The sequence below is a fragment of the Aeromonas sp. s12 genome (assembly GCF_040907925.1).
Classification (GTDB): Bacteria; Pseudomonadota; Gammaproteobacteria; order Enterobacterales; family Aeromonadaceae; genus Aeromonas; species Aeromonas veronii.
Window position 1 is genome coordinate 223131 of record NZ_JBFOCT010000011.1, and the last position, 25266, is coordinate 248396.

Consider the following 25266-nt stretch of genomic DNA (forward strand, 5'->3'; position numbering starts at 1 on the left):
TGTCGGAGATGGGAGAGGCAACGCCTCTCCCGTGACTAGAACCGGACAAAATCGCCATCGCCCGTGGGGCGTTGGACTGTGGTGGCTCGTTCCCGACTGTTGGCCGTGCTCTCGTTCATAAAGCGACCTCGGGTATTGGGGTGAAGATGCGAGGTGGCTGCTTTACCTTCTTTGGTGTGGGCCTCCAGGGTAAAGAACTCCATGGCCAGCTGCAGCTGTTCAGCCTGGCTGCTCATCTCTTCTGCTGTGGCAGCCAGCTCTTCGCTGCAAGAGGCATTCTGCTGGGTAACCTGACTCAGCTGGTTCATGGCCTGATTGATCTGGCTGACACCGGTGGATTGCTCAACCGAAGCGGCACTGATCTCCTGAACCAGATCCGAGGTCTTGTTGATTGAGGGCACCATTTGATCGAGCAGGCGACCTGCTTTTTCCGCCATCTCGACACTGCTGGAGGCCAGCTCGCCAATCTCCTGTGCTGCCACCTGGCTGCGTTCGGCCAGTTTGCGCACTTCTGCCGCCACTACGGCAAAGCCTTTGCCGTGATCGCCTGCCCGCGCCGCTTCGATAGCTGCGTTGAGTGCCAACAGATTGGTCTGGTAGGCGATGTCATCGATGATGCCAATCCGTCTGGCGATCTGCTTCATGGCATCCACAGTCAGTTTGACCGCTTCTCCTCCCTCTACGGCCTCTTTGGCTGCCTTGCTGGCCATGCCATCGGTGACCTGGGCATTGTCGGTATTCTGGTTGATGCTGGCGCTCATCTGCTCGATGGAAGCGCTGGTCTCCTCCATGCTGGAAGCTTGTTCACTGCTGGATTGGCTGATCGACTGGGCGGTCGCGCTTACCTGCTCGGCGGCACTGGAGAGGTTGTCAGAGGCGCCGCGCACTTCGGTGACGATGTTGGTGAGCGAAGCGATGGTCTTGTTGAGCGCATCCTTGGTGGTGCCAAACACGCCAGGGTAGTCCGCCTCAATCTGTTGGGTCAGATCACCTTTTGCCAAACATTGCACGACCCGGATGACGTCGTTGAGGGTGCTGTCGATCACTTCGGCAATCTGGTTGATCCCTTCTCCCATCGCCTGAAAGAAGCCGCTCTTGCCAGCAAGTTCCATCCTGCGGTGCAGCTCGCCATTGATCACGGCCTGCACAATGTCGGACATCTCTTTCTCTATCATCACCTCCTTGGTTCTGTCGGCCCATTCGACCACGGATCCCAACCGTTCTCCGGTATCGTTGAAGACCGGATTGGCGATCAGGGAGAAGGTGCGCCCCCCCAGCTGTATCTGGGTGCGGTAGGTGCTGTTGAGTTTGGCCAGCATGGCGCGCTGATGGCCGGGATTTTTATGAAAGCTGTCGATGTTGGCGCCCATCAGCTGATTGGCGTTGAAGCTGTATAGCTCTTTCTTGATGTCGGTCTCGGCCTGATTGAGCATGCCGGTCACTGCCTCGTTCATATAGATAATGTCGAGGTTGGTATCGGCAATCATCACGTTGGTGCTGGCGCAGTCGAGTGCTTTGCGAACCAGCTGGTTCTCATGGAGCAGCACCTGGTTCTTTTTAATGTCGTTGCGGCTCTGTTCCAGCTTGTCGCTGAGCAAGGTGACCACCTCGTTGATGGCATGTCCTACTTCACGCAAGGGGCTATCCATACCGGAAAGATCGAGTGGTGCTGGAACCTGCTCTGCCAGGACTGCGTGTTGCAGCTGGCCGATTGCGTCGAGTAACTGGGTCCGCTGCCTCACTTCGGTGGCATTGTCTCCGAAGAGTTTTCCTAAGAGTGATTGGGTCATGAGCGTTTCCTTATGCTGCATGTCGTGGAGTATGGAGGCCTGTTCAGGAGGGTTGCAGGTTGCCTTGTGGCAACCTTGCCTGTGGCTGGGCCAGTTCGTTGAGTTGAGCCATCTCATCGAGTGACAACACTTTCCCGGTATCGATGAGGATGACGAATTTTCCGTTGACCTTGCCCATGCCGCTGATGAAATCGGCCCGGATGCGGGCACCAAAACTGGGTGGGGGTTCGATATCTGCTTGTGGGATACCCAGTACTTCCGATACGGAATCCACCACAACGCCAATATCCTGACCTACAGGTTCATCGCCCTGCGGGGCCATCCCCTCAATAATGACGATGCAACTGCGGCGAGTGATGACCGAAGGTGCATTGCCAAAGCGGGCATTCAAGTCTACGACCGACACTACCGCTCCTCTGAGGTTGATTACGCCGCGAATAAAACCCGGCATCATTGGAACCGGAGTGATATTGCCGTATTCGATGATCTCTTTGACCCCCAGAATATTGATGGCGAACATCTCGTTGTTGATCAGAAATGTCAGGTACTGGGCATCGCCACTGCTCTCGTCAGCGGCCGCTGATGGCACCGTGATGTCGGTGGATGTATGCATGGTCGCCTCCGGTTAAAAGCGGACAAAATCCGCGTCATCAATGGAATGGGATGATGGTTGATTGGGCTGGCTGGCCCGTTGTGGAGGGGCGATGAAACTGCCTCTGGGAGGCATGCCCTTGTGGCCGGTTTCATGGGGCCTGGTGTTGAGCTGCGCACTTTTCTCCAGAGCAAAAAAGGCCATGGTTTGCTGCAGTTCGCTGGCTTGTGAACTCATCTCTTCGGCCGTGGCTGCCAGCTCCTCGCTGCTGGCTGCATTCTGCTGTGTCACCTGATTAAGCTGGTTCATGGCCAGACTGATCTGGTTGGCTGCACTGGCCTGTTCGCCTGAGGCGGCATTGATCTCTTGTACCAGGTCAGAGGTCTTGCGAATGGAGGGGACGATCCTCTCCAGCAGGTTGCCAGCCCGCTCTGCCTTGCTGACGCTGTCGGAGGAGAGCTCACCAATCTCTTGTGCTGCGATCTGGCTGCGCTCTGCCAGTTTTCTCACCTCGGCAGCAACCACCGCGAAGCCTTTGCCATGCTCCCCGGCGCGAGCCGCCTCGATGGCGGCGTTGAGGGCAAGCAGGTTGGTTTGGTAGGCAATGTCGTCGATGATGCTGACTTTCTTGGCGATTTGCTGCATGGCGGTCACCGTCTGTTGAACGGATTGGCCCCCTTCGGTGGCCTCCAGCACCGAGTTGCTGGCCATGCTGTCGGTGATCTTGGCGTTCTCGGTGTTCTGATTGATGCTGGCGCTCATCTGCTCGATAGAGGCGCTGGTCTCTTCAACGCTGGCTGCTTGCTCACTGGTGGCCTGGCTCAATGCCTGCGCAGTGTTGCTCACCTGATTGGAGGCATTGGTCAGGTTGTCGGCGGCGTTGCGTACCTCTTCGATGATATTGGTCAGCGCTGTTATGGTCCGGTTGAGGCCGTCTTTGGTCTGGCCAAAAATTCCTGGGTAGGGCTCATCGATCCGTTGGGTCAGATCCCCCTTGGAGAGCGCGGTGGCGATGCGCATCACATCTTCCAGGCTGGTATCTGTCACATGGGAGAGGCGATTCAGCAGCTCGGATACCCGCTTGATATATCCCTGACGATCCTCTAGGGCAATCTTGTGGCTGAAGTCGCCCTGTTCGACAGCGGCAGTGACCAAGGTCTCGATATCCGTGATCAAGGCACCCAGTTTCTTGACCATGTTATCCATCGCCATCAAGAGCTGACCCGCTTCATCGTTGGACTCTATCCGGATCGATACATCCAGATTGCCCTCAGCCAGACTATTGGCCACGCGCAGAGCTTGTTCGATGGGGGTGATGATGCTTTTGATCAGCAAGGTGCCAAACCCGGCTGCGAGTGCGATGCCGACCGCGATAACCACCGCCATGGTTATCAGCATCACGTCATACCAGGATTGCGCTGCGGTATATTCCGACTTGGCCACATTGAGCTGCAGGTTGACCAGCTCGGTGATTTTGTTGCCTATCGGGTCGATGGAGCCATAGAGGGCACCGTCAAAATTGTTCAGCATGCCAGTAATCATGCCGTGCTGGGTGGCGAGGTATTTCTCCAGCTTGCCAATATCGGTATCGGCCGCGTTGAACAGGGTTGTCGCCTCGGCTGACAAACGCTGTTCATCTGGTGTGAGAGTGGTGGACTGGTAGTGATGCCACTCGTTTTTGATTGTCTGCTGTGCCTGTTGTATCTGCTTCAAAGCCTCTTCTGCCGGGATCAGCCCCGCATTGGCCTTGTTGAGGTTGTCGATGATCGAGACGGCATAGCTGTCGGAGATGGTCTTCAGCTGCTTGAGGGGAACCACCCTGTCGTTGTAAACGCGCTGCAACCCGGTATTGCTGCTCTGCATGTTGTATAACCCGAGGCTGCCAACAGCCAGCAGCAGCAGGCAGAGCATGCAGAGCAGTACAATAAGACGCAATTTGATGGTGGAATTTTTTAACATGATGGTCCCCTCAGTTGATGCTGGATTGAGGCAGGTTGCGCGACACTGTCAACCTGTTGAGCTGACAGGATTCCTGAGTGATTGCGTGCTGGATCAGCGAAGGAATGTCGAGGATCAGGGCGACCTCTCCCCCCCCCAGAATGGTTGAACCACTGATGCCTTGCAGGCGCTGGAACAATTTCCCCAACGGCTTGATGACGGTCTGGAATTCTCCCAGCAGTTCATCCACCACCAGTCCGGATTTTTTGCCTGCATGGCTGACCACGACAATGTTCTCGCGCCTCCCCTTGCTACCATTGGTATCGAAGTAGTGTTGCAGGCGGATAAAGGGCAGCACCTCGCCACGCAAATTGATGTAATTGCGACCCTGGGTATCGGCCAGTGCACTCTGGGTCAATTCAACGCACTCGATCACCATATCGAGGGGTATGACGTAGTGGGTGTCGCAGACTCGCACCAGGAAGCCGTCGATGATGGCAAGGGTAAGCGGCAGGCGGATCTGCACACGGGTTCCTTTTCCCGGGATGCTGTCCAGATCGACCGTGCCGCGCAGGGCAGTGATGTTGCGTTTGACGACATCCATGCCCACCCCGCGACCGGAAAGGTTGGTTATCGCCTCGGCGGTAGAGAATCCCGGCTCGAAGATCAGGTTGTATATCTCCTGATCCGTCAGCGTGGTGGTTGGGCTGATCAGACCGCGCTCGATGGCTTTTTGCTGGATCCTGGCTTTGTTGAGACCAGCTCCATCATCCCGAATTTCGATGACGATACTGTTGGAGTCGTGATAGGCATTAAGATTCAGGGTGCCACGGGGGGATTTGCCTGCCAGCAGCCGTTGCTCTGCCGATTCGATGCCGTGATCCATCGAGTTTCTGACCAGATGCATCAGCGGATCGCCGATCTTCTCTACCACCGATTTGTCCAGTTCAGTCTCGGCTCCGGAGATCACCAGAGTGATATCCTTGTTCAGTTCCTGACTGACATCGCGCACCACCCGCTGGAAGCGGTTGAAGGTATCGCCGATAGGCACCATTCGCAGGCGCAGTGCACTGTCGCGGATCTCTTCCACCAGCATGGCAATGACTGAGGTGGCTTCCTGCAGTTGGCTTTCGCGGGTGCGTTGGGCCAGCAGATTGGCTCCTGAACTGGCGACTACCAGCTCCCCGACCAGATTGATTAGATCGTCCAGCTTGTCGGCATGCACCCTGACGTAACGGCCCTCTTTGCTCTTGCTCTCCTTGGTCTGGTTCTGTTTTTTCAGGGCGGCATCGACGACGGCTTCGTTGACGGCACCCTGCGCAATCAGGATTTCTCCGAGTCTGGGCGCTTGTTCTGCCGGGGTCGCTTGTTGTGCCTGCAGACCGCTGGCTAACTCCTCTGCAGTCAGGGCGCCGGTGTTGACCAGCAACTGCCCCAGCATGGCGCTATCTTCCGGCAGTGACTCGATCAGGTTGATGAACTCGGCGATCTTGCTGTGGGGCGGCAAGATGGTGATCTGGCAGTCATCTCTGACAAATTCAAAGACATCGCTGATGGCTGCCTTATCTGCCTGCGAGTCGAAGTCTATCTCGTAGCCGAGATAGCAATTCTCCGGATCGAACTGTTCCCAATCTGGTAGCGCCTGATGGATGGTCTCCACTGAACATATGGTTCCGAGGGTGCCGAGATAGCGCAGAAATGCGGCCGGATCCATGCCATTGCGCAGCACATCGGGGCCAAAACGCAGGGAGATATGCCACAGGGAGGCGGAGCTGGTAATTCCTCCCTCTTTTTCGATCTTGGGTTCCGGCGTATGCACAGTATCTGGCAGCGTGGCATGGGGGACGCACTGATGGCGGGTGAGGGTGAGCCTCAGCCGTTCATCCTGGTTGGCATCGCCCTCGCTTAACGTGCTGCCCTGCTCTGCAACGACACTGATGAGCGTCTGGATGTGGTCACAGCTCTCCAGCAGATCCTTGATCAGAGGAGAGGTGACGGTGAGCTGCTGATTGCGGATCTGGTCGAGCAGATCCTCGACGATATGGGTAAACCCGACGATTGGTTGCAGACCAAACAGGCCAGCCGACCCCTTGATGGTATGAGCAGCACGGAAGATGGCACCAATCAGCTCGCTATTGTCAGGGTCAGATTCCAGTGATAGAAGGGCTGACTCCATCTCTTCAAGCAACTCGCGTGCCTCGGCGATATAGGTTTGTAAAGCCTGATCAAGATCGATGCTCACGGTGACTCCTTGTCATGGTGGCTCAGGGCCGTTCGCCATGGGTGATGAGGGTGGGGTCGCCAAAAAAGGCCGAGAGCTGGCAGAGCTCCAGCAGTTCAAGCACAACATGGCTGTGCCAGACCAGTGCCAGGGAGGTGCCCTGCTGCAGAGCGGTTTTCTTCGCTGCCAGCAGCAGTTGCAGCCCGGCGCTGTCTATCTCGGATACCGTTGCCAGATTCAGCTCCAGTTCGTTCCCCTGATGCAATAAGGGTGAGAGAGCATCTTTCAGCTCGCTGACTGTATAAATGGTGATCTCGTCCGGCATGGTCACCACTACCTTGTTGTCGAGTAGCTCGCTCTGTAGTTGCATGATGCGCTCCGGATCACGGCATGATGAGCTTGGCGACTGCGGCAAGCATCTGTTCGGGCTGGAAGGGTTTGACCACCCAGGCTTTGGCTCCTGCGGCTTGTCCCTCCTGCTTCTTGCTGTCCTGAGATTCGGTGGTCAGCATGATGACAGGGGTAAATTTGTAGTTGGCCAGCTTTTTGGCCTCCTTGACGAAGGTGATGCCATCCATGTTCGGCATGTTGACGTCACTGATGATCAGGTTGATCTTCTTGCCATCAAGTTTGTTGAGCGCATCTTTGCCGTCAGAGGCTTCCATGACCTCATAACCGGCGCCCTTGAGGGTCATGCCCACGACTTGGCGAATAGTTGCCGAGTCATCCACGATCAGGATCGTTTTGCCCATATCTCTCTCCTAGAAAAATGTGATGTCGGCGCTGCTTGGCTGCGCGTTGACAGAACGGGTGGTGCGACCATGGTGAATATTGCGCTGTTCGTCGGTGGCGTATGAGAGCTCCATCTCTGCCAGCCAGCGATTGGCATCGATCTGGATTGGCCCTGTCGCATTGCTGCTCTGCTCCGAAGCAACCAGATGGCTGGAGAGGCTCTCCATGTTTTGTCTGACGTGGCTGAGGATCTGGCTGACCCTGTCTTGAAATTGCAGCGAGACAATGACGCTGGAGATTTCGCGATGGATATCGGTGCTCTCGTTTTGCAGCAGGGAGGCGGATTCCGCCAGGCTGTCAGTGGCATGGCGAAAACGGGCCAGCACCTGTTCGATTGTCTGCTCCGAATTGAGCGCCGAGGCGTGATCCCGTGCGGCAGCATTTTCGGCAATCTGGAAGGCGCGACCGATAGCAGTATTGATGGTGTCTACCTTGTCGGTCATCTTCTGGGCGGTTTCGCTGGAGAGGCGGGAAAGGTTGCGCACTTCATCAGCGACCACAGCAAAGCCACGGCCTGCTTCCCCTGCACGAGCCGCTTCAATGGCGGCGTTGAGGGCCAGCAGGTTGGTCTGGGAGGCGATTTTGGCCACATCCATGGCCATGGTGTTGAGCTCTATGGTGTAGGTGGTCAGGCTTTTTATCTCACCCAGCATGGCGTCCCGATTGGCTTGGGCGGAGTGCAGGATGGCCACTACCTCATTGAGTTGCTGCTGGCTCTCGCTCAAGACTCCTGCCATGCCACGGGAATTGGCATCACCCAGTTCTCCGGCTGCCAGATGAGAAGCATTGACTGCTTCTTCCAGCTTGTTGGCCAAGCCGCTGAAGCGTTGAGTCAGGTCAATCATCGCGGCTTCGGTTTGTTGACGAGAGCTTTCAATTTGCTGGGACCAGATAGGTAGAGCCTTCTCACACACCTGTTCGAGCCCGATGATGGAGTGGGCGAGAGGATCGGTTGCGACGGTTTGTTCCTCTCCTGCACGATGTCGGAGTGTGTGCTGGTGGAAGTGACTCGATGTCCAGAGCGCGGCGGCAATACCAACCAGCACATTGAGCAGCAGGTAGAGAGGTGACAGCGCATCGGCTAGCTGCAGCAACAGGCAGCTCAGCAGAGCAAGCCCGATGCAGCAAATCCAGCAAACCGGTTCCCAAAGCGGTGTGTTCACGCCACTTTTGTGTTGTGCCATACGTAGCTTATCCCTGTGCAATTATTTGGTAAGAGGTAAAGGCGCGGGACCGAAACAGTCATGGTGCCCCTTGACGCTCTTTTCTTTATTTATAGTTGGCACAATAAGGTTAGCGGAAAAAAATTAATTGGCTGCAAATCGGAGTTGTTTGTATCAGCGATTGCCGTATCAAGTGGCTTGCGAAGTGGGGGGAAGAACCAGGTGGGGATGAAAAGGAGAGAGGGAGCCTGAGGATTCAGGCTCCTGATGAGGATCAAGCCTCGTTGGCGTGAGCCTTCTGGCACCCTTCCACGGCGTGGGCAATCAGTTCCAGCGCGCTCTTGTCACACGGGGGCAGTTCGGCATCGCACGCCTTGATAGGGGTGACGCGATCGCCCCACTTGATGATGGCGGCCCCCCAGGTCAGGCCAGCACCGAAGGCAGCGGTCAGCAGATAGGAGTTCGGCTTGACGCGGCCCTGCTCAAGCGCTTCGCACAGGGCGATGGGTACAGTGGCGGCGGAGGTGTTGCCGTAGTTTTCGATGTTGACCATCACCTTCTCCATCGGCGCATTCATCCGTTTGGCGAGGGTCTCGATGATGCGGATATTGGCCTGATGGGGAACGATCAGGTCGACCTGCTCCGGCGCAATACCGGCCTGCGCCAGCACAGTGCTAGTGGCCTCACCCATGCCGCGCACGGCGCGTTTGAAGATCTCCGGCCCTTCGAAGTTGAAGGTGAATAGCCCATCGATATCGGCAAAACGCACCCGATCGGTACCGAAGTTCGGTACGTGCAGGATCTCCCGCGCTTCGCTGTCACAGCCCAGTTTGTTGGCGATCAGGCCACATTCCTGCTCGCTCGCCTCGATTACCACGGCACCGGCACCATCGCCAAACAGCACGGCAGTATCGCGGCGCGCCCAGTCCAGCAGGTAGGTGAGGCGTTCGGCGCCGATCACCAGCACCTTCTTCATCATGCCGGTCTGCACCAGCGAGGTGGCGACGGAGAGGGAGTAGACGAAACCGGTGCAGGCAGCATTGAGATCAAACACGGCGGCATTGACGGCACCGAGCTTCTTCTGCACCGCAGAGGCGGCACTTGGCAACAGGTTGTCCGGGGTTGCGGTCGCCAGGATGATGCCATCGAGATCGCTCGCTTCCAGACCGGCGCAGGCCAGCGCGCGGCGACCGGCCAGGGTGGCGAGATCCGAGGTGCTGACATGGGAGATCCGGCGGGCCTTGATGCCGGTGCGCGGATAGATCCACTCGTCTGACGTATCCATGATGGTGCTGAGGTCGTCGTTGGTCAGCACAGAGGGAGGCAGGCATTTGCCCCAGCCGGTGATATTGGCGTATTTCATCTTGTTACCGCTTCTCAAAGTGGATCGCCCGCGGGCGGAAAATCGTGCAATTATGCCGTACGAGACAACCACTGTCATCTTGTGGTCATGGTTATGTGCGGGGGGCTCAGCTGTGCCATCTGGTCGCAAAGGGCTACAACGTGCTGAGCATGGCTGGAAATTTTGCTTAAAACGCGGGACTCCTCTGCCCTAAGATAAGCGTTTCACCACCGATGAGGGGATCTCCTTGCTCAGAGCCAATCTCAACTTGTTGCCGACCCTCAAGGTGCTGCTGGAGACCCGTAATATCAGCCGCGCCGCCGAGCTGCTGCACCTGAGTCAGCCCTCCATCAGCAAGCAGCTTGCCCAGTTGCGCAACGAGTTTGATGACGAGTTGCTGGTGCGGGAGGGGCAACGCTGGCTGCTGACGCCGCGTGCCGAAGCGCTGGCCGCCCAGCTGGCGGATTCTCTCGGTGCGCTGGAGCGGCTCTACGAGGCCCCCGGGTTTGACCCTAGCCGCTGCGAGCGGGTATTTCGGCTCGCCTCCTCCGATTATGTGGCCCAGCATATCCTGCCCGATATCTGTGCCGCGCTCGCCAAAGAGGCGCCGTTGGCGGCGCTGGAGTACAGCCTGTGGGACAAGCGTCAGCTGCCGCAGTTGTGGCAGTCCGAGCTGGATCTGGTCTCTACCATCACCGAGCAGGTACCGGAGCAGATCCGAGGTCTGCATCAGGGGGAAGATCGGCTGGCGGTGCTGATGGGATGTCATCACCCGCTGGCAGGCAAGACGCTTAATCTCGATGACTATCTCGCCTGGCCTCACCTGCAGGTGAGTGGCGGTGGCGACAAGGACAGCCCGGTGGAGCAGGTATTGGCGCCGCAGGGACTGAGTCGGCGCTGGTTTGCCAGAGTCCCCTTCTTTCAGGCGGCAGTGGAGGTGTTGCTGCGCACCGATTGCCTGATGACCACCCCGGCCCATATCGCCTGGCAGCTTTCCTGCGACCATGAGCTCACCTTTGTCGATCTGCCCTTTGCTACCCGCGACCAGCAGTATCATCTGCTGTGGCATCAGCGCCACCATCAGGATCCGGCCCACCGCTGGTTTCGCGAGCTGGCCTACCCCTTCCTGCGGGATCATCTGCAACGCACCGTTGGCGAGAGTCACAAGCTGCTCGATCTCGGCGGTTAGCCCAGTCAGTTGTGTGGCACCATAGCCATTGGTTATGGAATCTATTCATAACTTTCACTACTGGCATAATGGCTCAGCCCGTACCCTGAGTGCAGGTCATCATATCGAACACAAAAGAGGAAAAGCATGGAACTGACGAGTTGGCTGGCACTGGCCGCAATCTGCGTGATGGGGGCCATCAGCCCGGGGCCGAGTCTGGCGCTGATCATCCGCAACACGGTGCAGGGCGGGCAGGGGCACGGCGTCGCCACTGCGCTCGGTCATGGCTTCGGGGTTGGTATCTATGCGCTGGTTACCGCACTGGGCCTCTCCATTTTGATCACCCAGACCCCGATCTTGTTTGATCTTATCCGCTACGGCGGTGCAGCGTTTCTTGCCTGGCTCGGGGTGAAAGCCCTGCTGGCAAAACCAGCCAGTGGTGAAGCGAGTGAAGAGGTGCACCAGCTGCGTGGTCGGCAAGGGGCCTTTGAAGGTTTTATGGTGGCCTTCCTCAATCCCCAGCTGGCGGTCTTCTTCATCGCCCTGTTCAGCCAGTTTGTGCGGGCCGATACCGGTTGGAGCGAAGGGGGCATCATGATGCTCACCGCTGGCGGGATCGATGCCGTCTGGTACGTGCTGGTGGCGCTGGTGCTCTCGCGCGGGCCTGTGCTGGCGTGGCTTAAAGCCAAATCCTTTGTCATCGACAAGGTGAGCGGCTTGGTGCTGCTGGGACTGGCACTCAAGGTGGTTATCTAATCCTGCATTTTGCGGATACCTTAAGCGGGATCAAGGCACGCAGGCGGTGAATGGGCTAGAGTAGCGCCCATTTGCTGTCCGCCCTGATCCCGAGACCATGCACCAGAACAAGCACCCGTTAAGCCACAACAACCGGTTGGAGCTGCTGGCTCCGGCCAAGAACCTCGCCTACGGCATCGAAGCCATCAACCATGGTGCCGATGCCGTCTACATGGGCGGTCCTGCCTTTGGCGCCCGCAGTGCGGCGGGCAACTCCATCGAGGATATCGAAGCGCTGGCACGTCACGCCCACCGTTTCGGCGCCCAGGTCTTTGTCGCCTTCAACACCCTGCTGCACGATCATGAGCTGGAGCAGGCCCGGCGGCTGACCCACCAAATTTACGAAGCCGGTGCCGATGCGCTTATCGTGCAGGATATGGGGCTGCTGGCGCTGGATTTGCCTCCCATCGCGCTCCATGCCAGTACCCAGACCGACAACCGCACGCCGGAGAAGGTGAAGTTTCTGCAGGATGTGGGTTTCTCTCAGGTGGTGCTGGCGCGCGAACTGTCTCTTGCGCAGATCCGCGAGATCAGTGCAGCGACCAATGTGCAGCTGGAGTTCTTTATCCACGGCGCGCTCTGTGTCTCCTACAGCGGCCAGTGCAACATCAGCCATGCCCGTACCGGTCGCAGTGCCAACCGAGGTGAGTGTGCCCAGCTCTGCCGTCTGCCCTGCTCGCTGCAAAAGCCGGATGGCGAAGTGCTGGTGGCCGACAGCCACCTGTTGTCGCTCAAGGATATGGATCAGACCGACAACCTGGAGGCCTTGATCGAGGCGGGGATCCGCTCCTTCAAGATTGAAGGGCGACTCAAGGGGCTCGACTACGTCAAGAACGTTACCGCCTGGTATCGCCAGAAGCTGGACGCCATTCTGGATAGCCGCTCCGATCTGGTGGCCGCCTCGGCAGGTCGTTGCAGCTACAGCTTCACGCCTGACCCCAAGAAAAGTTTCAACCGCGGCAGCACCGATTATTTCCTCCATGGTCGCCAGCAGGGTATCGACTCCACCAAAAGCCCGAAATATGTGGGCGAACCGCTGGGGCGTGTCACCAAGGTGACCCGTGACGGTATCGAGATTGATGGCAAACCGGTCACCCTCAACAACGGCGACGGTTTGGGCTTCTTCAAGCCGAACAACGAGCTGGTGGGGATGCGTCTCAACAAGGTCGAAGGTAAGCAGTTACTCCTGTCAGAACGCATGCCGGGGCTAAAGGTGGGCACCGAAATCTACCGCAACCACGATCAGGCGTTCAGCAAGATGCTGGAGAAGGCCAGCGCGGATCGCCGCATCCGGGTCGATATGGTGCTGGCAGAGTGTGATGAGGGATTGCGCCTCACGCTCACCGACGAGCAGGGCATCAGCGCCGCGGTGACCCTGCCTTGCGACAAACAGCCTGCCGACAACCCGGAGCGGGCGCTGCAACAGGCGCGTGATCAGCTTGGCAAACTCGGCAATACCCTGTTTGTGGCGCGCAAGATTGAGTTGGCAGTAACGAGGCCGCTATTTATCGCCGCATCACAGCTCAACGGTTTGCGCCGGGATGGCATCGCTGCGCTGGAGGCGGCGCGGGTGGCCAGCTACCAGCGCCCCGAGCGACGTATCGCCCTGCGGGATATCAACTATCCCCAGCACCGTCTCTCCTACCTTGGCAATGTGCTGAACAGCGCGGCCGAACAGTTCTTCCGTGAGCACGGGGTAGAGCGCATTGCTCCCGCCTATGAGGCGAACAAGGAGGAGCGGGAAGTGGTGCTGATGATCACCAAGCATTGCATCCGCTATAGCCAGAACCTTTGCCCGAACGAGGTGCCAGGTCTCAAGGCCGAGCCGCTGGAACTCAAGATGGGTAAAGACACCTTCCGCCTGCGTTTTGACTGTAACCGCTGCGAAATGCATGTGATGGGCAGCCTGAAACGCTGATCAATGAGCCCCTTTCTCCATCTGGAAAAGGGGCATTTTTTATCGCAGGTGCTCTACTCAGACTCCTTTAATTGCCCCTCTCCAGCGCCCGCAGTGCTTTTTTAATCTCCAATCCCCCCGCATAGCCGGTCAGGCTGCCGTTTTGGCCGATCACCCGATGGCAGGGGACGATGATCGAGAGCGGATTGCGGCCATTCGCCGCACCCACCGCCCGCACCGCATCGGGTTTGCCGATGGCGCGGGCAATATCGCTGTAGCTGCGGGTCTCGCCGTAGGGGATGTCGCACAACGCTTGCCATACCGCCTGCTGAAAGGCTGTGCCACGGGCGGCAAGGGGCAGGGAGAAGCGCTGCAAGCGACCGGCAAAATAGGCGTCAAATTCGGCGAGGAAGGGAGCCAGCGCTTCGTGATCTTGCTGCCAGCCACTCATATCGGGCAGTGCCCGCAGGCCCGCCACAAAGTCCACGTGCACCAAGCCATACTCGTTGATGGCAACCAGCAGATTGCCGCAGCGGGTCGGCAGGATATCGTAGCGGATCATGGGGTTATCTCCTGTGGTTGGTTATCTGGCTGTTGTTCGTTGCCGGTGGCATGGAGCAGCAAATTGGGCGCTTCACTCATGGCGTGCCACAGCCAGCTTGCCGCATAGCTGCGCCACGGCTGCCAGGCGGCGCTTTGCGCCAACACCTCCTTCACCGGCAGCTTGGTGCCACCCCCCAGCGCTTTTTGCAGCACCAGATCAGAGGCGGGGAAGGCATCGGTATCGAGCCCGCAGCGCAGCCGCCAGTACGAGACCGTCCAGGGGCCTATACCCGGTAGCGCCAGCAACTGCTCGTCACTGGCCGTAGTGAGGGTCAGCTCACCGCTGGCCAGTGCTTGTGCCACTCCCCGCAGAGTGCGAATGCGGCTGCCGGGCATGCCGATACCGTCGAGATCGAGTTCGCACAGCTGGGCGGGGGTCGGCAATTGCGTTACCCCGAATTGTGCCTCGGTGCGTGCCACCAGTCGCCCGAGTATGGTAATTGCTCCCTTGACCGAGACCTGCTGGCCGACGATGGCGCGCAGCATCACCTCGTATTCGTCCCAGCCTCCCGGCAGCCGTACGCCGGGCCAGCGTGTCTGCAAACGGCCCAGTAGCGGATCCTGACCGAGCCGATCGCCGATCCGCTGCATGTCGGCATCGAGGTCCCACATCCGGCGCACCCGGTAGAGCAGATCGGGCAGCGCTGCGAGCGGCAGATCATGGACTGTGAGTTGCAGGCTGTGCCCCTTGCCCTGCGCGATACGCACCAGCGCGACCTGATCGCCTACCCGGTAGCGCCGCTCGTACACCTCGCCATCTACCCGCTCCAGCCCGGGGATCGCCCGCAGCCGATAGAACGCCAGCATGGCCGCCACATCATACGGGGGGCGGTAGGGCAGCTGCAGCGTCAGGGTTGCGCCGCGCGGCTGCGCACTCATGTGCTCTGGCGCGTCATCGTGCTGCTCCTGTTGGCGCAGGGTGCGCGGGGCCAGTCCGTAGGCGTTGAGCCAGGCGTCATTGAAGCGACGGATGCTGGCAAATCCGGCGGCAAACGCAATGTCGGTGATGGGCAGCCCGGTTTCGGTCAGCAGCCTTTTTGCAAGCAGCAGGCGGCGTGTTTGCTCCACCTGTTTTGGCGAGGCGCCTAGATGTTGCTCGAACTGGCGGCGCAGGGTGCGTTCGCTGATCCCTGCCTCAGCGGCGAGTTCAGCGAGCGTGCCCTCAGCCAGCTCGCCGCGATCGATGCGCGCCAGCAGACGTGCCAGTTCAACCGGCAGATCGCCACGGGCGGCGGGGGCCAGCTCTGGGCGGCAGCGCAGGCAGGGTCGCAGCCCATACTGCTCAGCGGCCGCGGCGCTTTGGAAGTAGCGAACATTGTGCTCGTGCGGTGGACGTGCCGGGCAGACCGGTCGGCAGTATATGCCGGTCGAGAGCACGCCGGTAAAGAAGCGGCCATCGAAGCGAGCGTCGCGGGCGAGCCGTGCGGCGTGACATTGTTCGCGGCTGAGGGTGTTGATCACCTCATCTTGTGACGACTCTGGGCTTGGCTTTGCATTCATGGTGTTGGCGGCTTTGCTGGAATAGATGGCAAGAGAGTAAGGGGGCTCGGGGGCCATGACTAGCCAGAAACGGACAGAGATAGCAAAAATTGGCAAAAGGTTTTTTTGCTCTTTCATTGCACGGCCGGGTTTCACTCTTCGTCACGCTGTTATTCATATGTCCCGGCTCGACAGAAGGGGGCATAACGGACGGGTCGTAGGCACGATTGGCTTAGCTTTATTTGCTTAGCGAGATTAGTGGCGGCGAAAACTGCTTAAAAATTAATAACAGATCACATAACTATCTTTTTTACGTTGAGTGTGGCGATTTTGTGTTGTTCAATCGAGTCAGTTAATTTTTGATGATTATTAAGTCATCACATCTGCGGCCTTAGGCCGACCAATAACAACACTTGCCAAGGATGATAAGTGAACGACTGTAAGGCATGGCCCCATTGCCGTGGGTTTAGTCTGATCGAGTTGTTGATCGCCATGACGGTTGTCAGCATTCTCGCGGCCATCGCGTTGCCAGCGTATCAGGGTTATCTGCAACAGGGACGTCGTTACGAAGCGCAGCAGCAATTGCTGGAGCAGGCGCTCGCCCTCGAACGTATCTATACCCAACAGGGCCGTTATCCCGATACGTTTGCTACCCCTTCCAACACGGATTTCTACCAGTTCAGCTACAGCCAGCAAGATGCTGGCGACTACCTGCTCAAAGCCATTCCAACGACGCGACAACAGGATGAGTGCGGCACTCTGACCCTCGATCAGACCGGTTATCGCGCGGCCAATCGCCATGACTGCTGGGGATCATAAGATGAATGTGCGCGGATTTACTCTGATTGAGTTGATGATCACGGTCGGCATCGCCGCCATCTTGCTATTGGTCGGGTTGCCCTCCATGAGTCAGCGCCTCGCGGCCGAACGGCTCGATCGCAGCGCGACCGAGCTCGCGTCTGCCTACCGTTTTGCCCGCAGTGAAGCGGTCAAGCTGACCCTGCCGGTGGTGCTGCAGGGCACCGAGAACGGTGGCTGGGAGGTGATGGCCGACAGCCAGCGGTTGCGTCAGGCATCAGCTCCCGGTGGCGGCGTGGTGATCAAGCCGTTTGACCCCATCCAGATCGCGCCAACCGGCAGCAGCAGCCACGCCGAGATCATTCTGGCCAATCGCCTCGGTGAGCAGCGGGTGCTCTGCGTGGCCCCGAGCGGCCAGCTGCTGCAAGGGAGCTGCTCATGAGATACGCCGCACTTGCCCGCCAGCAAGGCTTCAATCTGGTGGAGATCATGGTCTCCATGGTGTTGGCGGTGATGGTGTTTCTCGGTCTCGCCAAGGGGCAAGTGGTCTCGTTGCAGCAGGCGCATTACAGCTTGCAGAGCACGCTGGCTACGATCGAGGCGAGCAACAGCGTGGAGCAGATCTGGAGTTCGCTGTGTGAAGTGCAGCGCAAGCCCGAGCGGTTCACCCAGGCCGATTTTCTTGCCCGTTTCACCCTGCAGGATGGCCACCGGCTGGTGCTGCCGAACCGTTATAGCGACAACTTTGTGGTCGCTATCGAGTGGCAGGATGAGCGGGTCTCCGGCGCCAAGCGGGTGGAGCTGAACGCAGGATTTCCGCCTTTATGCTGAGCGTCCCCTCACGGCAACGAGGCGTCAGTCTCGTCGAGCTGATGATCTCCATGGTGCTCGGTCTGATGCTGATGCTGGCGATTTTTGCCGGTTACGCCCCGATCAAGAGCACGGTCGAACAGAGCAAGGCGCTGGAGCAGGCGAACGAAGTGCTGCGCTTTGCCACTCTCACCTTTACCAACAGCATCAAGCAGGCGGATCAGCTGATAGCCGTCACCCCTGATCGCCTGACGCTGGCCTTCAAGGTAGAGGGGGGCAGTCAGGTGCTCTCCTGCCTTGGCAACCAGAAAACCGCCGATTTTACCGAGCAGTACCGCTTCACGCCGCCGGTACTCAGTTGCGATGACGGGGATGGCCCGCGCCTGTTGCTGGCCCATCTTCAGGATCTTGAATTCGGCCAGCAGGGGGCGCTGGTCAATATCCGCATCTTGCCCGAAGGGCTGCCCAGCTATCTGGCGCCGGGAGTCGAGGTGCAGGTGGCCCGCCGCAAGGCGGTCTGGGCGGCAGCGTTGTCCACATCCGGTGCCAACGCCACAGCAGGGGGAACGGGATGAACAAGGGATTGCAGGGGCAGCGGGGAGCCGTACTGCTGGTGGTGCTGGTAGTGAGCCTGCTGTCGAGTCTGCTGGTGTTTACCAGCATTCAGGAGAACCAGTTGCAGACTCGCCTGAGCGGCAATTTTCACAAGAAGATCAATGCACAGCTCAGTGCCGAACAGGGGATGAACGAGAGTTATCGAGCCCTGCATCAGGCCCTTGGCGCTGAACCACGGATAGAGTGGGCTCAACTGGTGCAGAAGGTGCCAAGCAAGGGCGAAGGGGCCATGGCGGGCAGCCGCTTCAGCATAGATCAGCTGGATGCCTCCGCCGGGAGCAAGCTGGCGTTGCAGAGCCATGGCCGCTATCTGGAGGGAAATGCCAGCCTTAATGCGCTGTTTGCCCTCAAGCGCGAGCCCGGCAATCTCATCTTTCAGGATTCGGTGGTGGCATGCGAAGGGCTCAGCCTCTCCGGTAGCGGTTTTATCGACAGCTACGATTCGCGCAAGGGCAAATATGGCGGCACCAACATTAAGCAGAATGCCAAGGTGGCGACCGTCAGTGACAAGGCCAATGTAGTGCTCGACGGCAATTCGCCAATTTGGGGCGATGTACGGGCGACCGGCTCCGTGACCCTGAACGGATCTTCTCCCATCTCCGGCAACGTGAATGCCGGGAGCGACGTCATTATCTCCCCCTCTTCGGACAAGATTGTCCGGGTTTCCGGCAATGTGAAAGGGAGCGGCAGTTTGACCCTGAAAGGGGGGCGCATCGGTGGTCAGGTGGCGGTCAATGGCAATGTCTCCATGGACTGGGGTACCAGTATCGACAGCGGCAAACTCAGTTATGGTGGTGCTGGCTTTTTTAAAGATCAGGAGAACCAGAAGTATCTGGATCCCGAGTATCGCAACGATCCCAAGCTGCCACCCGTGGCCGGGCAGGTGTGTGACCCGCTCAATGTGACCGCGCTGCCGAACTCTCCCAAGCTGGCCAATCTGCCGCTGAATGGCCCGTTGACGCTGGGCGCCACCCAGCAGATGGTGCTGACCACGGATCCTGCCACTGGCTCGGTCACCAGCAGCAACCAGCACAAGCCCGACCTGCCGCTACCCGGCAAGGGGGAGCTGTTTGGCAAGGAGCAGACCGTTTACAAGCTCGACAGCCTCAATATGGGGGCCGATGCCAGTCTCACCATCAAGGGGGATGTGGTGCTGCTGATCGACAAGGATTTCACCATGACTGGCAGCAACAAGTTGACGGTGAGCGAGGGGAGCAGCCTGACCCTGATCGTCAGCGGCAAGGTCGATCTCGGGGCCGGTGCCGAGGTGACGGCAGCCAAGCAGGGGCTGACCACTGGCGGTACGCCTGCTATCTCCCTCTATTCCGCGTATAGCGGCAAGGATGGGATCAAGCTGTCGGGCAATACCCCGCTCTATGCCGCCCTCTATGCCCCGCTGACCGAGATGAAGATCAGCGGTAGTGGCGGGCTGTACGGGGCGGTGCGGGCAAAACACCTGACCGAGAGCGGTGCTGGCGGTGTGCACTACGACGAGGCGCTGGGCATGGCAGATCTGGGGGACGATCAGGGGCCGCCTCCGACGCTGGCACTGCGGCAGTGGCACTTTGTGCAATGAGGCTGGTGAGCCGCTAAAAAGGATCGAATGGGGCGTGCAACTGTGAGAAGGTGGAGATCTGTCCACCCAGCCGTTCACTGTTGAGGAGTGCTCCATGCCAGGCCCCGCTCGCGCCGGTGCCCTGATCTATGCCAAGGATCCGGGCCTGCTGACCCACTTTTACCGTACATTGCTGCAGATGGTGGTCTGTAGTCAGGATGAGCAGCTGGTAGTGCTGGAAAACAGCGATATCCAGCTGCTGATCCATGCCATTCCTGAGCCTTATGCCGGGCAAGTCGTTATCAAGCGGCCGCCAGCACTGCGGGAAGAGGGGGCCATCAAGCTGTTCTTCACCGTATCCAGCCTCGCCTGGGCGGAAGCGAAGGCGGCGGATCTCGGCGGCGGTTTGCTGCCACAGCAGTGGACAGGGCCCGGCTTTGTGGTGCGCAACGCCTTCGACCCAGAGGGCAATATCCTGCAACTGCGCGAGTTGCTGGGTTCCCCGGACCCCCTCTGAACCCTCTCTTTTTACAGCATTGCCGTGACGGCGTGCTGTGCCATGCATCGCCATAAAAATGAACCGCCATAAAAAAGGGGGCCCTGTAGTGGTCAACTAAAAAGGGCCCCGTTCTGCTGTTAGCTTACTGCGCTCATTACTTCAGGTAGCGCTGTTCCAGATGTTGGCGCAGCCAGTGCGGGTTGAGCGCTTCACCGGTGGCGCGGCGCACCAGCTCGTCGGTACTGTGCAGACTCCCCTGTGACCAGATGTTGCGTCCGAGCCAGCCGAAGATCTCCGGCAGGCGGCCCGCCGCGATCACCTCACCCATGCTGCCCAGCTCTTTCTCGAGGGCAAAGCGCAGCTGGGCGGCATACATGGCGCCCAGGGTGTAGCTCGGGAAGTAGCCAAACGAGCCGTCGGTCCAGTGAATATCCTGCATGCAGCCATTGCGGTAGTTGCCCTTGGTGGAGAGCCCCAGCCACTGCTGCATCTTGGCGTCCCACAGCTCGGGGATGTCGGCCACCTCGATCTTCCCTTCCACCAGATCGCGCTCCAGCTCGTAGCGCAGGATAACGTGGGCCGGATAGGTCACCTCGTCCGCATCGACCCGGATAAAGCCCGGCTCGACCCGGCTGTAGAGCCTGGCCAGATTGTCCGGCGCAAACGCCGCCTGCTCGCCGAAGTGGTGACGAATGCGTGGCGCCAGCAGCGCGAGGAAGGCCGGATGATGCCCCAGCTGCATCTCGCAAAACAGGCTCTGGCTCTCGTGGATCGCCATGGAGCGGGCCTCGGCCACCGGCTGACCCTGCAGATGACGCGGCAGCCCCTGCTCGTAACGGGCGTGACCGGTTTCGTGCACTATGCCCATCAGGCTGGAGACAAACTCCTGCTCGTTATAGCGGGTAGTGATCCGCACGTCGGTCGGCACGCCGCCACAGAAGGGGTGGCTGCTCACATCGAGGCGGCCATGTGCGAAATCAAAGCCGAGCAGTCCCATTACCTCCTGACCGAGCGCTTGCTGGGTCGGTATGGGGAAGGGGCCTTGCGGCAGCAACAGGGCATCGCCCTTCTGCTGTTCACTCACGGTCTGGATAAGAGCCGGCAGCCAGCTGGCGAGATCGCCGAAGATCTGATCCAGGCGCGTGCTGGTCATGCCGGGCTCATAGAGGGCCAGCATGGCGTCGTAGGGGCGCACGCCAAGGGCATCGGCCCGCAGTTGTGCCACTTCACGGGAGAGTTTCACCACCTCCTCGAGATTGGGAGCAAAGCCGGCCCAGTCGTTGTTCTTGCGCTGGCTGCGCCAGGCGTGCTCGCACTTGCTGCCGGCGAGCGACAGCGCTTCGACCAGCTCACCGGGCAGCAGGCTGGCATCTTGCCACTGGCGCTTGATCTCGCCGAGGTTGGCCCGTTGCACTTCATCGAGCGGCTCACTCTCGGCCTTGGCAATCCAGTCGCCCAGCTCGGGAGCGGTGCGCTTCTGGTGGATCAGCAGACCGAGTTCGGCCATTGCTTCGGCGCGAGCATCGTTGCCCCCTTCCGGCATCATGGCTGCCTGATCCCAGCCGCAGATAGCGGCGAGGTGGCTAAAGCGGTGGATCTGCTGCTGATGTTGTTCAAGCTTTTGATATGACATGGGATTGTCCTTGTTATCGTCCCTGATGGTATGCCGCCCCGTACCTGGCATGATCGGGGCCGTTCGATGCTAACACCGCCGCTCTATAGTTGACCACCATCATGCAGGCGAGCCAAAGGTGTGGTGGCGAGACGCGGATTAGCCGAGCCGCTTCTGGTGCCGTTCGCGGTTTTCCGCTTTTTTGCGTTCGCTTTTGCGCAGAAGCACGTATAGAGCACCGCTGCCGCCGTGGCGACGCTCGGCGCTGTGGATCGCCATGACGGCGGGCAGTTGCGGCAACCAGGCGCTCACATAGCTTTTCAGCAGGGCACGCGGGGTGCTGCGCTCCCCCTTGCCGTGCAGGATAAGCAGGCAGCGGATATCCCGGACTTCACAATCCGCAATGAACTGCACCAGCGTCTGGCGCGCCTCATTGAGGGTTTTCTGGTGCAAGTCCAGGCTGGCCTGCAGCTCGTATTTGCCGAGCCGCAGCTTCTTGTAGACCCCCTCCTGCACCCCATCGCGCTTGAAGCCGACGATTTCGTGCGGATCGCGCATCTCGATGGCCTCCATGGTGAGGTGGTCGAGGGTGAGTTGCTCGGCGGTGGCAGCCTGACGGCGAGCGAGCTGCGCCTCGGTTGGGGCGGATTTGGCCGCATGGGGATGGATGTTGTCGCTGCGAATGCGCCGCACGTCGGCCACTTCATTCATGAATAGCGAGAGTTCGTCGTTATGAGACACGGCAGGCTCCCCATAAGAAAAAGTGGGGGCCATTATAACGGCCGTAACCGGCACAGAAAACGGGGAAAGGGGGAGGGGATAAGGGGCCCCCAGCATGGACACTGGTGCAGTCTGGCCCGGGAATCACAGTCGCGAACCATAAAACAGCACAGGCGGTCAGTGTGAGCTGCCGCCTGTGGTCAGAGGATTATTTTCCCTCTTTGGGTTGTTGAGAATGGGGTTGCTGTGAATGAGGCGGTTGCGAGTGCATCACCTTGTAGATGAAGTAGGCCGCGTAAGAGCTGATGAGCAAGAAGGTGCCGATAATCACCAGCATCGACATCAATCCCACGCTGTTGCCAAACATCAGGTCCAGCCAAAAGTCCATTTTATTGCTCCTGTCACCCGGTTGATGACAGGCATGATAAATACCTCTTTGCCCTGTCCGGGATGATCCCGATCAACTCCCTTGCAGGTTGTTTAATAACCAGTGTGTTCTGTGATCGTTCTCACTGGACTCCTTGCTACCGAGCCTGCACAGGGCCCGGTGTGGTGAGCGGGGTAATGCGCCACCCTCGCTGCTCCAGCAACGCCAGCAACCCCTGCTCGCCATAAAGATGCAGGGCGCCTACCACGATAAAGCTCTCATTGGGCAGGGTGGACCATTTCTTCAGCCAGTTGTGATTGCGCTCGGCCAGCAGGGTCTGCTCCATCCAGCTTTGCAGCGGGGGGGGAGCCATCTCCTCCTTGAGCAGATTGATGAGCGTCGCCTCATCTCCCTGCTGCCACGCCTTCATCACGGCGGCGAAACCACTCTCCAGCATCGGTAGCTCATCCAGGGTGCTGGCGAGCATCAGGGTCTGGTTGTCACCCACGCTGGCCAGATAACCGAGCTGCTCCAGCAGGGTTTCAAAACCCACTACCGGTTTGCCCTCTTTGGCGGCCCGGGTGGCAAAGTGCTGGTCTATCCCGAGTTCACTTTTGAAGTCGGAGCGGGCCATGGCGGCCTGGGTCAGGGTAATGGCGGCAAACCAGGGGCGCAGGGTGGCGAGGGTAGCCTCGTCGATGCCATAGCGGGCACCTGCCATCAGGGTGCGTTGATAGAGCTCGGCAGGCAGATGATCCTTGAGCGGCTTGCCATCCACCAGTCGGGTGAGGGAGCCGGTTTGTTGCCACTGATCCGGCGTGATGCTGTTCATGTCCACCTCCATCACCAGTGCGCGACTCTGCAGCCAGGCACGCTCCACCGGCTCGGGCAGAGGATAGAGGGAAGGCTTGCCCGCATGGATGGAGCCCAGCAGCCAGTGTTGCTGGTTGCCCTTGCTCACCCGATAGAAGGCGGGATCGGCAAAGGCGTGCAGCGGTAGCAGCAGGCAGAGCAGGAAGGTAAAGAGGGGGCGATGAAATCTCATGGGGATCCTTAATATGCGCCGGGTGACTTCTCTTGCTGACAATAACCCCTATGATAAGTCCTCATTTCAGATAACCAAGAGGTTTGCCATGCCCCATCTTCGTTTTCGCGCCGTGGCGCTCGAGACCCTGCAACAGGTGAGCGGCCCGCTGCTGGCCGAGCTTTGCGAGCTGACCGGCGGCAAGCCGGAGTTTGTCACCATGGAGCGGGTGGAGAGCAGCTGGATCCGCAACGGCGAGCCAGAGGCGGGATTTCCGTTTGTCGAGTTGCACTGGTTCGAACGGCCGCAGGAGATGCAGGACGCTGCCGCGCGCCTTATCACGCTCCATTTGAAGCAGGTGCTGGGGGAGCAGACCTATGTGGTGGTGCAGGTGATTCCCTTGGTCAAGAGTGCCTACTACAGCAATGGTGAGCACTATTGAAGAGGGGGATAAACAAGGTTGGCGGGTCGGGTGACGTCGTTACCCGGCTACTCCACCCGGGTGGCCGGATGCTTAGCGCCAATCAAGGGGTCAGGCCGATTTGGCCAGCAGTTTATCGAGCCAGCGAGTGGGCAATACCCGTCGCAGGAAGGCAAACAGCCGGGTTGGAGTGGTCACCGGATAGCGTGCCTTGGGATGGGCGTGGGTCAGCGCATGGAGCAGCGGCGGTAGGCAGGCTTCGCTCGGGAGGGTAAAGCCGCTGGTGGCCCCCTCTTTTTCCAGCCGCGTCAGGGTCTGGCGGTAGGCCGACTGATGACGGCTCTGGGCCGGATCGATGTGCCGCAAGAAGGCGCTGCGGGCATTGGCACGAAAACGGGTATCGATGGGGCCCGGTTCAATCAGGCTGATATGTACCCCGCTACCCGCCAGTTCAAGGCGCAGAGTGTCGCTATAACCTTCCAGCGCAAACTTGCTGGCGTTGTAGGCGCCGCGATACTTCATGGCAACCAGCCCCAGAACCGAGCTGTTCTGCACTATCCTCCCCTCTTTGGCCTCCAGCATCGGCGGCAGCACCTGACGGATCAGATGGTGCCAGCCAAACAGGTTGGTATTGAATTGTTCCCTGAGCGCCTCGGTGGGCAGATCTTCCAGCGCCCCGGGTTGGCCATAAGCGCCATTGTTGAACAGGCCATAGAGGCGCCCGCCCGCCAGATGGAGCGCCGCACTGGCACCCAGCTCGATGGAAGCAGGGTCCGCCAGATCCAGCTGTACCGCCAGCAATCCCTGTTGCTGCAAACGGGCCACATCTTCCGCCTTGCGTGCCGAGGCGATCACGGTAAAACCGTGCTGCCCCAGCGCCTGTGCGGCGGCGAGGCCAATACCGCTGGAACAACCGGTGATCAGAACAAAACGGGGCATGATGGCGTCCTTGTGACTGCTGACAAAAGCGTGTGGGTAGGTGAGCGGGTAAAATTCTTATCCGGCTCGCATGTTAGCTTGCCAACCGGCAAAAAGAAAACCGGGCCAAGTGACCCGGTTTGCTGA

At 59.2% G+C, this 25266-nt stretch carries 25 protein-coding genes; 10 read left to right on the forward strand and 15 right to left on the reverse strand.

Translation table 11 applies throughout. The features are described 5' to 3' along the window. Positions 1-35 precede the first annotated feature (35 nt). The 8 genes from AB5Y67_RS05015 to AB5Y67_RS05050 form a co-directional block, all read right to left on the reverse strand. Positions 36-1790 carry a methyl-accepting chemotaxis protein gene (locus AB5Y67_RS05015; RefSeq protein ID WP_064338648.1) on the reverse strand — a complete coding sequence of 585 codons (1755 nt, stop codon included), beginning with the start codon at positions 1788-1790 and terminating at the stop codon, positions 36-38. Positions 1791-1833: 43 nt separating this feature from the next. Continuing rightward, a complete protein-coding gene (locus tag AB5Y67_RS05020) occupies positions 1834-2403 on the reverse strand; it encodes a chemotaxis protein CheW (protein WP_043822812.1) in 570 nt (189 codons plus the stop codon). Between the two features lie 12 nt (positions 2404-2415). After that, complete coding sequence (locus AB5Y67_RS05025; protein WP_368207578.1) at positions 2416-4341, reverse strand: methyl-accepting chemotaxis protein; 1926 nt, start codon at positions 4339-4341, stop codon at positions 2416-2418. A 10-nt stretch (positions 4342-4351) separates the two neighbouring features. Next, complete coding sequence (locus AB5Y67_RS05030; RefSeq protein WP_150390342.1) at positions 4352-6562, reverse strand: chemotaxis protein CheA; 2211 nt, start codon at positions 6560-6562, stop codon at positions 4352-4354. Positions 6563-6584: 22 nt separating this feature from the next. Then, positions 6585-6911: an STAS domain-containing protein gene (locus AB5Y67_RS05035; protein WP_064338645.1), complete on the reverse strand. Its 327-nt coding sequence runs from the start codon at positions 6909-6911 to the stop codon at positions 6585-6587. Positions 6912-6924: 13 nt separating this feature from the next. After that, positions 6925-7293: a response regulator gene (locus tag AB5Y67_RS05040; RefSeq protein ID WP_005338778.1), complete on the reverse strand. Its 369-nt coding sequence runs from the start codon at positions 7291-7293 to the stop codon at positions 6925-6927. A 9-nt stretch (positions 7294-7302) separates the two neighbouring features. Next, positions 7303-8517 carry a methyl-accepting chemotaxis protein gene (locus AB5Y67_RS05045; protein ID WP_021230363.1) on the reverse strand — a complete coding sequence of 405 codons (1215 nt, stop codon included), beginning with the start codon at positions 8515-8517 and terminating at the stop codon, positions 7303-7305. Between the two features lie 253 nt (positions 8518-8770). Then, positions 8771-9859, reverse strand: coding sequence for a ketoacyl-ACP synthase III (locus AB5Y67_RS05050; protein WP_021230362.1), 1089 nt, complete (start codon positions 9857-9859; stop codon positions 8771-8773). Between the two features lie 226 nt (positions 9860-10085). Here AB5Y67_RS05050 and AB5Y67_RS05055 point away from each other — a divergent pair, with 226 nt between their 5' ends. The 3 genes from AB5Y67_RS05055 to AB5Y67_RS05065 all read left to right on the forward strand — a co-directional run bounded on the left by AB5Y67_RS05055 (position 10086) and on the right by AB5Y67_RS05065 (position 13719). Further along, positions 10086-11027 carry a LysR family transcriptional regulator gene (locus AB5Y67_RS05055; protein WP_199427594.1) on the forward strand — a complete coding sequence of 314 codons (942 nt, stop codon included), beginning with the start codon at positions 10086-10088 and terminating at the stop codon, positions 11025-11027. Between the two features lie 126 nt (positions 11028-11153). Next, positions 11154-11762 carry a LysE family translocator gene (locus AB5Y67_RS05060; protein WP_139428824.1) on the forward strand — a complete coding sequence of 203 codons (609 nt, stop codon included), beginning with the start codon at positions 11154-11156 and terminating at the stop codon, positions 11760-11762. Between the two features lie 97 nt (positions 11763-11859). Next, entirely contained in the window at positions 11860-13719 is a 1860-nt protein-coding gene (locus AB5Y67_RS05065) for a U32 family peptidase (protein ID WP_199427595.1), read from the forward strand. Between the two features lie 67 nt (positions 13720-13786). On the opposite strand, the gene AB5Y67_RS05070 is transcribed toward AB5Y67_RS05065, so the two are convergent. Then, on the reverse strand, positions 13787-14260 hold the full coding sequence (locus AB5Y67_RS05070) for a methylated-DNA--[protein]-cysteine S-methyltransferase (protein ID WP_199427596.1): 474 nt from the start codon (positions 14258-14260) through the stop codon (positions 13787-13789). After that, positions 14257-15801 carry a DNA-3-methyladenine glycosylase 2 gene (locus tag AB5Y67_RS05075; RefSeq protein WP_199427604.1) on the reverse strand — a complete coding sequence of 515 codons (1545 nt, stop codon included), beginning with the start codon at positions 15799-15801 and terminating at the stop codon, positions 14257-14259. The genes AB5Y67_RS05070 and AB5Y67_RS05075 overlap by 4 nt, the downstream gene beginning before the upstream one ends. Before the next feature lie 408 nt (positions 15802-16209). Here AB5Y67_RS05075 and AB5Y67_RS05080 point away from each other — a divergent pair, with 408 nt between their 5' ends. The 6 genes from AB5Y67_RS05080 (at position 16210) to AB5Y67_RS05105 (ending at position 20075) form a co-directional block, all read left to right on the forward strand. Beyond that, on the forward strand, positions 16210-16599 hold the full coding sequence (locus tag AB5Y67_RS05080) for a type IV pilin protein (protein WP_005343572.1): 390 nt from the start codon (positions 16210-16212) through the stop codon (positions 16597-16599). Between the two features lies 1 nt (position 16600). Beyond that, positions 16601-17020, forward strand: coding sequence for a GspH/FimT family pseudopilin (locus AB5Y67_RS05085; RefSeq protein WP_005349592.1), 420 nt, complete (start codon positions 16601-16603; stop codon positions 17018-17020). After that, positions 17017-17409 carry a prepilin-type N-terminal cleavage/methylation domain-containing protein gene (locus tag AB5Y67_RS05090; protein WP_005338749.1) on the forward strand — a complete coding sequence of 131 codons (393 nt, stop codon included), beginning with the start codon at positions 17017-17019 and terminating at the stop codon, positions 17407-17409. Before AB5Y67_RS05085 ends, AB5Y67_RS05090 begins: the two co-directional genes overlap by 4 nt. Next, the gene (locus AB5Y67_RS05095) at positions 17403-17963 is read left to right on the forward strand and encodes a PilW family protein (protein WP_064338639.1); all 561 of its coding nucleotides are present in this window, start codon (positions 17403-17405) and stop codon (positions 17961-17963) included. Before AB5Y67_RS05090 ends, AB5Y67_RS05095 begins: the two co-directional genes overlap by 7 nt. Beyond that, the gene (locus AB5Y67_RS05100) at positions 17960-19579 is read left to right on the forward strand and encodes a hypothetical protein (protein WP_064338638.1); all 1620 of its coding nucleotides are present in this window, start codon (positions 17960-17962) and stop codon (positions 19577-19579) included. Before AB5Y67_RS05095 ends, AB5Y67_RS05100 begins: the two co-directional genes overlap by 4 nt. 94 nt (positions 19580-19673) lie before the next feature. Continuing rightward, a complete protein-coding gene (locus AB5Y67_RS05105) occupies positions 19674-20075 on the forward strand; it encodes a VOC family protein (RefSeq protein WP_005338740.1) in 402 nt (133 codons plus the stop codon). A gap of 136 nt (positions 20076-20211) precedes the next feature. Here the strand turns inward: AB5Y67_RS05105 and AB5Y67_RS05110 are convergent, their stop codons facing one another. The 4 genes from AB5Y67_RS05110 to AB5Y67_RS05125 form a co-directional block, all read right to left on the reverse strand. Then, positions 20212-21690 carry a carboxypeptidase M32 gene (locus AB5Y67_RS05110; protein ID WP_064338637.1) on the reverse strand — a complete coding sequence of 493 codons (1479 nt, stop codon included), beginning with the start codon at positions 21688-21690 and terminating at the stop codon, positions 20212-20214. Positions 21691-21828: 138 nt separating this feature from the next. After that, a complete protein-coding gene (smrA, locus tag AB5Y67_RS05115; RefSeq protein WP_064338636.1) occupies positions 21829-22410 on the reverse strand; it encodes a DNA endonuclease SmrA in 582 nt (193 codons plus the stop codon). Positions 22411-22597: 187 nt separating this feature from the next. Then, positions 22598-22777 carry a DUF3149 domain-containing protein gene (locus AB5Y67_RS05120; RefSeq protein WP_005338733.1) on the reverse strand — a complete coding sequence of 60 codons (180 nt, stop codon included), beginning with the start codon at positions 22775-22777 and terminating at the stop codon, positions 22598-22600. Positions 22778-22913: 136 nt separating this feature from the next. Beyond that, positions 22914-23801 (reverse strand): TraB/GumN family protein, encoded by an 888-nt coding sequence (locus AB5Y67_RS05125; RefSeq protein WP_064338635.1) that lies wholly within the window; start codon positions 23799-23801, stop codon positions 22914-22916. A gap of 88 nt (positions 23802-23889) precedes the next feature. Here AB5Y67_RS05125 and AB5Y67_RS05130 point away from each other — a divergent pair, with 88 nt between their 5' ends. Then, a complete protein-coding gene (locus AB5Y67_RS05130; RefSeq protein WP_064338634.1) occupies positions 23890-24222 on the forward strand; it encodes a DUF1904 family protein in 333 nt (110 codons plus the stop codon). 90 nt (positions 24223-24312) lie between these two features. On the opposite strand, the gene AB5Y67_RS05135 is transcribed toward AB5Y67_RS05130, so the two are convergent. Then, positions 24313-25140 carry an SDR family oxidoreductase gene (locus AB5Y67_RS05135; RefSeq protein WP_064338633.1) on the reverse strand — a complete coding sequence of 276 codons (828 nt, stop codon included), beginning with the start codon at positions 25138-25140 and terminating at the stop codon, positions 24313-24315. Positions 25141-25266: the final 126 nt, after the last annotated feature.